The sequence below is a fragment of the Mesomycoplasma hyorhinis ATCC 17981 genome (genome assembly GCF_000383515.1).
Taxonomy (GTDB): Bacteria; Bacillota_I; Bacilli_A; order Mycoplasmatales; family Metamycoplasmataceae; genus Mesomycoplasma; species Mesomycoplasma hyorhinis.
The window spans coordinates 1-10,106 of the sequence record NZ_KB911504.1 but is presented as its reverse complement, the minus strand read 5'-3'; the positions used below and the strand labels follow the sequence as shown (position 1 = coordinate 10,106).

8 protein-coding genes are annotated in these 10,106 nt (G+C 27.5%); 7 read left to right on the top strand and 1 reads right to left on the bottom strand.

Annotated elements, in window-relative coordinates; all coding sequences use genetic code 4:
• A partial coding sequence (locus tag F801_RS04135; RefSeq protein ID WP_020104682.1) for a restriction endonuclease subunit S occupies positions 1 to 403 on the bottom strand: 403 nt, incomplete at its 3' end.
• A 173-nt stretch (positions 404 to 576) separates the two neighbouring features.
• On the opposite strand from F801_RS04135, the gene F801_RS0103820 reads away from it, so the two are divergent.
• The 7 genes from F801_RS0103820 to F801_RS0103790 all read left to right on the top strand — a co-directional run bounded on the left by F801_RS0103820 (position 577) and on the right by F801_RS0103790 (position 9,992).
• Positions 577 to 1,056, top strand: coding sequence for a hypothetical protein (locus F801_RS0103820; RefSeq protein WP_020104681.1), 480 nt, complete (start codon positions 577 to 579; stop codon positions 1,054 to 1,056).
• A gap of 33 nt (positions 1,057 to 1,089) precedes the next feature.
• Positions 1,090 to 3,537, top strand: coding sequence for a hypothetical protein (locus F801_RS0103815; protein WP_020104680.1), 2,448 nt, complete (start codon positions 1,090 to 1,092; stop codon positions 3,535 to 3,537).
• Positions 3,537 to 4,043, top strand: coding sequence for a hypothetical protein (locus F801_RS0103810; protein WP_013302029.1), 507 nt, complete (start codon positions 3,537 to 3,539; stop codon positions 4,041 to 4,043). Before F801_RS0103815 ends, F801_RS0103810 begins: the two co-directional genes overlap by 1 nt.
• A gap of 2 nt (positions 4,044 to 4,045) precedes the next feature.
• Positions 4,046 to 7,111, top strand: a complete 3,066-nt coding sequence (locus F801_RS0103805) for an ABC transporter permease subunit (RefSeq protein ID WP_020104679.1) — start codon at positions 4,046 to 4,048, stop codon at positions 7,109 to 7,111.
• Between the two features lie 2 nt (positions 7,112 to 7,113).
• Positions 7,114 to 8,073: a sugar ABC transporter permease gene (locus tag F801_RS0103800; protein WP_015084078.1), complete on the top strand. Its 960-nt coding sequence runs from the start codon at positions 7,114 to 7,116 to the stop codon at positions 8,071 to 8,073.
• Between the two features lie 123 nt (positions 8,074 to 8,196).
• Positions 8,197 to 9,321 (top strand): ABC transporter ATP-binding protein, encoded by a 1,125-nt coding sequence (locus F801_RS04130; protein ID WP_230493938.1) that lies wholly within the window; start codon positions 8,197 to 8,199, stop codon positions 9,319 to 9,321.
• Entirely contained in the window at positions 9,321 to 9,992 is a 672-nt protein-coding gene (locus F801_RS0103790) for a hypothetical protein (protein ID WP_015084077.1), read from the top strand. Before F801_RS04130 ends, F801_RS0103790 begins: the two co-directional genes overlap by 1 nt.
• The last annotated feature ends 114 nt before the right edge of the window (positions 9,993 to 10,106 follow it).

Sequence of the window (10,106 nt, the reverse complement as noted above, 5' to 3'; positions counted from 1 at the left end):
AAAAAAGTTGAGAAATTTTTCGTTGTTCATTTAAGTTATTAGAATAAGTCAAAACCGCTTCTTTCATCATTTCGACAGTAAATTGTGGAATGTTCCCTGCAGTCATTGATTTTTGAATATCTGCCATTTGAAAAACAAATAAAAAATATCGATAATTGTAAATTATGTTTCTTTTAAAAATTAATAAACCAGAATTAGAAACACTGAATTTTTCGTTTCTATAAAACACTACACCAGCATAACCTCTGGTGGTTCAAGTTAAACATTCTAAATCATATTTATATGAACTTATATAACCCATTGTTCCATTATTGGTGGTTTGCGATGAATAAACAGGATACTTGCCAGGATTATTTTGAATTTCATATTTAGAAACAAATCCTCCTCCATCTAATTCAAACAACTCTCCAACCTTACACTGTATTCAAGTGTGAAAATCTTGTATATTTTTGTAGTTATTTTATGAAAATGAAACATAAAATCAAAATTTTCTTTATTTTGATGCATCAAGAATTAACAGAAAATCTAGTCGTTTGGAAGTAAATTTAAAAATTTACACTTTTTAAATAATGTATAATGTTATTAGGATTATGAGAGATAGAGAGAGAGAGAGAGAGAGAGCAGTTTTCAACAATTTCATTTTTAACTAAACTAAGATGAATATTTTTTGGAAAGCTGCCTTTAGAAAGAAAGTATAAACCAAAAATTCTTGAATATCTTTTTATGCTTTTTTCTAGCATATTAATCTTTATTTGTGAGTTAATCTTATTAATAGTAATTCAAAATTTACAATATCTAAAAAATGAAAATACTTTTTTAGTAAATTTAGTTACAAAATTAAAAACTTTTGAAGTTAGGATTTTAATCACAATCTTGATTTTGTCTTGAATTGTACAGATATTTATGTCTATACATGTTTTTTTTATACTTTCTAAAACAGAATTTAACAAAACAATTGCTTTAATTGCTGCTATTTCTGGAATATTTTTAATATCACCTATTAGTCTAATTTTCTCTCTGATGGCATATCAAAAAAATCTTCTCGCCTTTGAATAAATAATCCAAAAAATTTATTATGAGGAATAATTTATGAAAAAAAATAAATTTTTACTTTTTAGCCCTATGGTTTTAGGATTTGCTTCATTAGTCACATTAATTTCTTGTGGTCAAAGCGATAAAATTAGTGAACAAAAAGATATTTATGTAGCTGTTGATGGAGTTCAAACAAAATTTTATGAAAAAGCTATTGAACTATTTAATAAAACTGAATCCTATAACAAAGGTTTTCGTATTAAAACAATTAACAAGGACGTTTGAGCTGCTTTAGATTTTACAGTTCAAGGTCTTGATGATAAATCTGTTCCAGATATTTTCTATGCTCCACAAGATAGATTAACTGACTTTATGCAAAAAAATGCATTAGCAGATATTAACACTTTTTCACCTAATTTATTCAATGACATTGCCACTAAACTTTCTTTAAGTCAACAACAAAAAGAAGATATGAGAGAGTTTGGAAATGTTAAAGCTATATCCAAAGATGGATTAGATGAAGTAACAAAATTTGTAGGTTTAAGACACAATAAGGAAGGAATTGTTATAGCTTCAAACAAATCTGAAGAAGAAACTCGTGAAGTATTTAAAAACCCAAGCACAGATACTTTAAAAGAGTTAGTAGAAAAGGGTGAAACTGTTTTAAGATTACAAGATTTATGATATGGTAATGGAATTTTTTACGGTGGGATGGAAGCTTACTGAAACTCATTAACTCCTTCACAAAAAGAAGCATATGGTAAAAATCTAGACAAATATTTAGCTTCAAAAATCCTTTATCTTTCAAGTGATGAAGCAAACAAAGTTTCTTCTGGATTTATTAAAGGAGATAAATTCCATGAAATTTACAAAAAAGGTTTAGAAGCTGTTGTCGATGTTCTTTGACCTGTAATTGATGCAGCATATATAATGGATGAAAGCAAGTTTTCAAAGACTGTTTGATTTAAAAAAGGTATTACTCAAAGTGATTTACAATCATTATATGTAAAAGATATGGGTAACGTTTACGCTTCAGCTATGAAATTAATGAAAGAAAACAAAATTTCTTATTCTTTAATTGGAACATGAGATGTGCAAAACTCTGAAATAGCAGGTGGAGCTAAATCTTTTTTCAACGTAATCAAAGTAAATGAAAATGCTCAATACAAACAAGCACCAGGTTCTTGATCTTACATGATTAATTCAAGAAATAATGGAGCTTCAAAAGATAGAAAAGATGCAATTTCTCAATTTCTAAAAATTGTTTTTGAAATCGATCCATATTATGAATACTTCAAAAGCGATTCCAAAGTACCTTATTCACAGCACAGACAAGATCAAGTAAAAGAAAAAATCTTAGAAGACAACAAGCAAGCATTTGATTCTATTCATAAGTTAGCTACTGATTTAGGTTATGCAGATGCAAAAGAGCTTCAAAATGCTACAAATACCTTCTTAAAACCTTTAATTGAATTTATGAACACAGGAGTATTTTGACCTAGTTGAGAAACTCCAAAAAATCTAAATAATCCTGACGCTGATGACAACTTAACTCCAACTAGCGAAATGAACATTGATCCAACAAAAAGAGCAAGCTTTATCAAAGCTGAAAAATATGATCAATTAGCTTCTCAAATGAAGCCAACTTTAGCTCTTAGAAACACAATTGCAGTTCTTCTAGGATTAAAAGATAACTGAAGCACTCAATTAGTTGGAAATGGTGAGTCTTGACAAATTGGTGCTTCTAAAATGAAGGATAATGCCTTTGCAAAACTCTCTGAGCAATACAAAGATCAAATTGTTCAACAACAACCAAAAGACAACCTTGAAGGTACTTTCCATATAAGAAAAGTTGAAAAAATTATTTTTGGAGCAAACGGAGATAATAAAACAACAGATGTTGTTGAATTACTAAAACAAATTTCTGAAGCAATTACAAACAATACTTTAGATAAATTAATTGCAGATGTTGTAGCTAGAGCTAAAGAATTTTCAAAAGAAACAGCAAAAGTAGCAGTTTCTGATCAAGAAATTGAAAAAGCAACAAAACTCTACTTCCAAAACTACATAAACGCAGCTAGAATAACAAAACTAGTACAAGATGAATTACAAAACAACAACATGCCTAAAAAAGATGGAACACCTTCAAATTACAAAGGCCAAGTTGTAATTAATAAATTAGAACAATATGACAAATTATTAAGTTTTGACAAAATCCTAAACGTTATTACTTCAACTAAAACATTAGATCAAGGTGGAGTTGGAATTTTACAAACTCAACCATCTCGTTTTGACTCATCTAATCCACAATTTGCCTTTGTATGAGGTAGATGAAATGATCAAGTTTTAGGAAATGTTGAATGATACAAACAACTAAAAAGTCAAAATGTAAATAGTGCACAAACATTTTTAAACGTTTTAGAAAATAAATTTTCAGAAGTATTTACAGAATTCGCTAATTCTTTAAAAGACGGAGCAAGTGTATCTGTTAAATTAAGTGAATAATGTATCCCAAATATAAAACTTATATTTTCAAGTCGCAATTTTATATTTTAATTAGTTTATTAGCTCTTTTGGCTTTGGCTCTAGTTATTTGGGTTTTAATCCCTTTTGGTTACGGAATCAAGCAAAGTGAGCTAACTAAAAATTTAACTCAAGAACAAATTTCTACTCTTGCAATTTCTCTTGCAACAAAAACTTTAATTGCTTATCTTGCAAACAATTTTGTATTAATTTTTTTCTTAATTTATCTTGTTTTACTACGACATAAATTAAAAGCAGGATATGTATTCTTTATTTGTTGAATTTTAGTTTTTATAACCTTGATTTTCCTTCCTTTTTATCAAGGAACATCATTTTATACAACATTTCAATTAGGACTTGGAATATTAGTTTCTTTAATATCTGGATCTGTTGTTATTAGTTTAATTATATTTTTAGCACAGTACCATATTCAAAGAAAATTTAATTATTATCAATGATACAAAATCCACAAAGGAAAAAGTAAATAATTATGGAAAATTTAAAGCTATACAACTGATATGGAAAAGCTTTTGATCCAATTTTGCCTGAGAGCTCGAATAGCCTAAAAGCTTACCAAAAGCAAATTCAAAACATTTTCAGTAGACAAGAAATTTATATTAAATCACAACAAAATCGTGATAAAGATTTGTTTTTAAGAGCAAGACAAAAACTAAGTGATAATTTAAAAAGAAATTTAGCAAGTCATAAAGTGGCTTATAAAAATAAAATAGCTGTTTTAAAAGATTCAGTTAAAAAACTTTCTTTTGCAAATTCAACAATTCCACTTTTAAATTTTGAACTTAAAAAACTTAAACTCAAGCTCAAAGACACACAAACTTATGCTAAAGATTTTGTTTATTCACTGTCAAAATCTGCTGATGAATTAAACACTAAATTAGATAACATTGATAATTTAAAAATAACTACAAGAGCTGAAGAATTAGAATTATTTAAAAAATTCACAATTTATTCTATTATTAAAATTTATTTACAAAAACATCAAGATAGAGATTTTGACATTAGTAAAATCAAAATCTTTTTGCTTGAAAATGAAATTTTATTAGTTGAAAAAATTAATACAAATATTTCTGAATTTTTCAAATCTGTCTATGAAAACATAGAAAAACAAAGACTTTATCTTTTTAATAAAAAACAAGAAATTTGACAAAAATATCAAAAAACTTACAAACTTGAAAAAGAACTTTATCAAAAAGAGAAAAAAAGTATTATTTTAGAAACTCAACAAAAAATACTAAATCTTGAATATAAATTTAAAAGCAAAATTAGTGAATTAAATGCCGAAAATAGAAAGAAAAAAGAAGCATCATTAGCAAAAATTGCCCAACAAAAAGAAAGCATTTTGCAATCAGAAAAAATAAACCAAGAGAAAATAAATAAAACAATTGCAGAAGCAAAAGCTCAATCTAAATTACTACAAGCAAAATATAAATCTTTTAAAGCTTTTTACAAACAAAGAGCTACACTTCAACTTTGTAAAGATTTATATACTTTCTTAGTTAAAAATTCATTAAAAATAAATAAAATTGACTTTTCTTTTAATAACTTGTCAGCTCTTGAATTAAAACAAAAAAATCAAGAAATCTTAAAAACACTAAATGCCTTTAAAAATGAAGAAAAATCAAACATTTTAGTTCAAAATTGTTTTGCAATTTTTTTAAGTAAAACCAATATTTTTCGAAATCAATTTGAGTTTTCACTTTTATTAAAATCTCAATACAAAAAACTTATTGCAAAAATTAAATCTAGCTATAGTTATGAAGGAAAATTCAACTTAGAAGAGGCAAAAGCTCTGCAAGAAAGATTTTTAGATTCACGTCTTAGTAGATTAAAATATCGTTATGAAAAAATCTATGCAAAAACCAATTATCAACTTCTTTTAAAAAGTGATTTACTTCTTCAAGAAAAAGCTCAAAATAAACAAACACTTGCAAACATTAAACAAACTTTTAAAGAAAATAAAGCTTCATTAAAGCAAAAACTTAAAGAAAAACACATTTCTAAAATTGCTTACAAAAACAAAATCTATGAATATAAAATAGATAAAAAAGAAGCAATAGAAGAATTAAAACTTCAATCAAAATCTTTAGCTAACAAAGAAATTTTAAAAACTTTGTTTTGAAGAGAACTCTCAGAAATAAAAGTAAATAAAAAACTCTATGAGAGCAAAATAACTGAAGCTACAAAAAGCATTCCAATTGAAACTATGAAAAACTTAAGATGAATTAGTTTAATTTTTGGACTTGTTTTTCCAGGATTAGCTGAAATTTGTTTTTTTAGACAATATCTCAAAGGATTGTTAATGTCAATATTTTCAATTCTTGCTTGAGTTTTAGTAGTTCCATTTTCTTTTGGATTTTACTGAGATAAAATGGGAGGAATTCCTGGATTTAGTGATCTAGGGGCTTCAAAATACAACTCAGCTCAAGGTATTTTCCCTGACGCTCGGCTTTATTTATTTGGTGGAGTTATTTCGGTTTTATTAATTTGCTTTGTGATTATTTACTTTTTAGTATCAGGACTTGGAGCATATCGAGTAGCTAAACATTTAGAATATGGTTCTCGTCCAAGCAAATGATCGCATACTAAAAGATGATTAAACACAAGTGGATTTCCTTGAGTTATTTCAATTCTAGGTTGAGTTTTAATGTTATTTATAGTAGCAACTCCAATAATTACTTCTATTTTAATTTCTTTTACAAACTATGGATATGGTCACGAAGCACCAGCAAAAACAGTTGATTGAGTAGGGCTAAAAATGTGAGGTTATTGATGAGAATTTAGAGAAAACAAAATGTTCTTATCTTTAGCAAGAGTGTTAGGTTGAACAGCTATTTGAACAGTATTTTCAACATTTTTACCAATAGGTTTTGGAATCATAATTGCTGTTTTAACAAATTCTTCTCGTCTTCGTTTTAAAAAGATTTTCCGATTAATTTATATTCTTCCTTGAGCAATTCCAGCCTTTGTTACTCTTTCTTTTTTAAAAACAGCGTTTAAAGAAGGATCTGATGGGTACATTAACACGATTATGCTTGCTTTGGGTTTGATCTCGGAACCTAAAAATTGATTAAGTGAAATAGGTTCAGCTCGAATTTTAGTAATTGTTGTACAAACTTGAATTGCTTATGCTTGAATTTTTATGTTAGTAACTGGAAATTTACAATCCATTCCAAAAAATATTTACGAAGCAGGTTCAGTTGATGGTGCAAAATCAAGACAATTATTTTGATATTTAACACTACCTTCACTTCTTTTATCGATAGCTCCGATGCTAATTGGTCAGTTTGTCGGTGCATTTAATAACTTCACAACCATTTCAATTTTTACAGGTGGTGGACCAGCTTTTACTGAAAACACTGTCTTTGGTGAAGCTTCAACAGATATTATTATTTCTTGAGTTTATAAATTAACAACTGGTGCTGCAAATTTTGAAGGAAATCAAGCATTTGCAGCTGCACTTACTACATTAGCTGCTGTATTTTCAATAGCAATTGGTGCTCGTGGTTTTATTAAATCAATGTCAAGGAGAGATTAAAAATGCTACAAAAATTACTTCGTAAACGCTTTTATAAACATGCCTTTGACAGCATCAAAATAGAACCTAAAAAACTAGCTCCTAAACAACTTAAATTAAATCAATCAGATGCCAAGGCACCAACTGGTTTAGAAATTATTTGATTATTTTTTAACTATTTAATCTTGATTTTTTGAGCAATTATTATTCTTTTTCCAATTGTTTCGCTAATTTTAGCTGCTTTTAATGTTAACAATCCAAGAATAATTTCAATAACTCCTTTTAAATTCGGATTTGATAACTTTGCTTATTTATTTAATTCACCAAGATCACTATTTGGACGCTGATATTTAAACACAATAATTATTGCTACTTTAACAATGATTATTTCAACTGTTGCTGTAGCTTTAAATGGTTATGCTTATTCTAGATTTAAATTCGCTGGTTCACGTCATTCGCTAACTGTGATTATGATGTTACAAATGATTCCAGCAACAACTGCTTTGATTTCTTTATATTTATTAGTTAGAATGGGAAATAACATAGGAATTCCTTCTATATTTATGCTTGTTTTAATCTATTCTGGTGGTTCAATAGCTGGTAATACATTTATGCTCAAGTCTTATTTAGATACAATATCGTCAGAATTAGATGATTCAGGAAAAGTGGATGGATGTTCTAATTGAGGTTTATTTTTTAAAATCTTAGTGCCTGTTATTCGTCCTGCACTGATTATGGTTGCTCTTTGATCTTTTTTAACTCCATTTACAGATGTTATCTTACCTAAATTCGTACTAATTGAAAATTCCGAAAAAACACTTGCTGTGGGACTAGATATTTTTATCAACGCCGATCCAAAGCAAGTAAATGCTGGAGCTTATGCAGCTGGTTCTATTTTAGCATCACTACCTGCATTTACTTTATTTATGTATTTACAAAGATACATTGTCGGTGGATTAAGTGATGGAGCTGTGAAAGGATAAAATATGATTAAAAATTTTCTAAAAAATGTCAAAAATCCTATAAAAAAGAAGCAAAATTTACAAAATCTTGCAAGTGAAGATTAACTTTTAGACTCTGGTTTTGAAACAATAGATATAGATAAAATGGTTTCTGAAATAGGTCAAGTTTACAACTCAAACCAAGGTGCTGATATTAAATTAGTCAATGTTTCAAAAAAATACGAAGGTAATGAAAATTACACTTTAGAAAATATTAATTTAGAAATCAAATCAGGAACATTTTGTATCTTTTTAGGACCATCTGGCTGTGGTAAAACCACTTTATTAAGAATGATTGCTGGACTTAATTCAATAACTAAAGGTGATTTGTTATTCAACAGCAAAAGATATAACAATTTACTACCTAACGAAAGAAATATAGCTATGGTTTTTCAATCTTATGCCTTATATCCGCATATGAATGTATACAACAACATCGCTTTTGGTTTAAAAATAGCAAACGAAAGAAAAGACATTATTGATAGAACAGTAAAAGACGTTGCTAAAATTTTAAAAATAGATAAATATCTGTATCGAAAACCAAGAGATCTATCAGGTGGGCAAAGACAAAGAGTAGCAATAGGAAGAGCGATAGCAAGAAAACCACTTGTATTTTTAATGGATGAACCACTTTCTAATTTAGATGCTAAACTAAGAGAAAACATGCGAAGAGAAATTGTAAATATTCACCGTATGTTAAACACCACAAGTATTTATGTAACTCACGATCAATTAGAAGCTATGACTATGGGTGATCAAATTGTTGTTTTTAATGATGGCAAAATCCAACAAAGTGGAAAAGGTAAAGATCTTTATTTTAGACCTGCAAATATCTTTGTTGCTAAATTTATTGGCTCACCAACAATGAACACTTTTGATGTCAAGTTTTTTGGGAAAAAATTAGTAAATTCTCTTGAAGATGTCCACATTGAATTAGATTCAAAAACATTATCTTTGTTAAAACAACATCAAGATTTAATAGTTGGATTTAGAAGTGAAGATCTAAAAATTCATCTTAATCAAACACCTAATTCTGTACTTGGCAAAATAGCAAATATTGAACTAATTGGAAAAGATCAATTAATCGCGGTGAGTGTAAATAAAGACATTGAATTTATAGTAAATGCACCAAACGATCAAGAATTTGAACTATATCAAGAAGTATGAATTGAATTTGTTGTTTCAAGAATTCATATATTTGATAAAAAAACAGAAAATAGAATTAACTAATGAATCAATTCACATATTTTCACTCTAAAACTAATTATCTTGGTCGTAAAATTGTTTTAGCATTAATATCTTTGATGTTTTTTATCTCAATTTTGCTTCAAATTTCTATGTATTTTGTCTTTTTTAACCGAATTCAAGCTGAATATGATTACATAGCATCTGGAGAATCTGCACTTTATTGAAGTGTTAACAAAATTTTAAATGCTTCAACTACTTTTCAATTAAAAGAAATTTTTTGAAGTTTGAATTCACTAGTTATCATATTTAGTTGTATTATCCTTGCTTTTTTAATTACTATGCAAGTACAACTGTACAGACAAAGAGCAAATGGAGATAAATTATTTATTTACTTATTTATTTTAATTCCAACTGTCTTTTTCCTTCTTTTTGCTATCAACGCACTTCAACCTGGCTTGGTTTCTAGAGGAATATTTCGTCAAAGAAATGGAAATGATGTCTTAATTAATTTACCAATTAAAGACAAAATAAACTACAGCAGTTGTTGAGTTTCAATGATTTTTGCTTTTATTAGTATTATCTTAATTATTTATGCTAAAAAACTTTTTGGTTTTATTCAAAAAGATAAAATATTAAACAAACAACTCCCAGATACTAAAGAGCTTAAAAACAAAATAAAAAATATTTTAAACTCTAATCAATTAAGTAAATAATAAAAAATGAGAGATTTTGAGCAGATCCCCTTTTCCTAGAAAAATAGAAAAGGGGATTTTTTATGAAATATTCATTAGAATTTAAATTAGAATGTGTAAAAAAATACAAAAAAG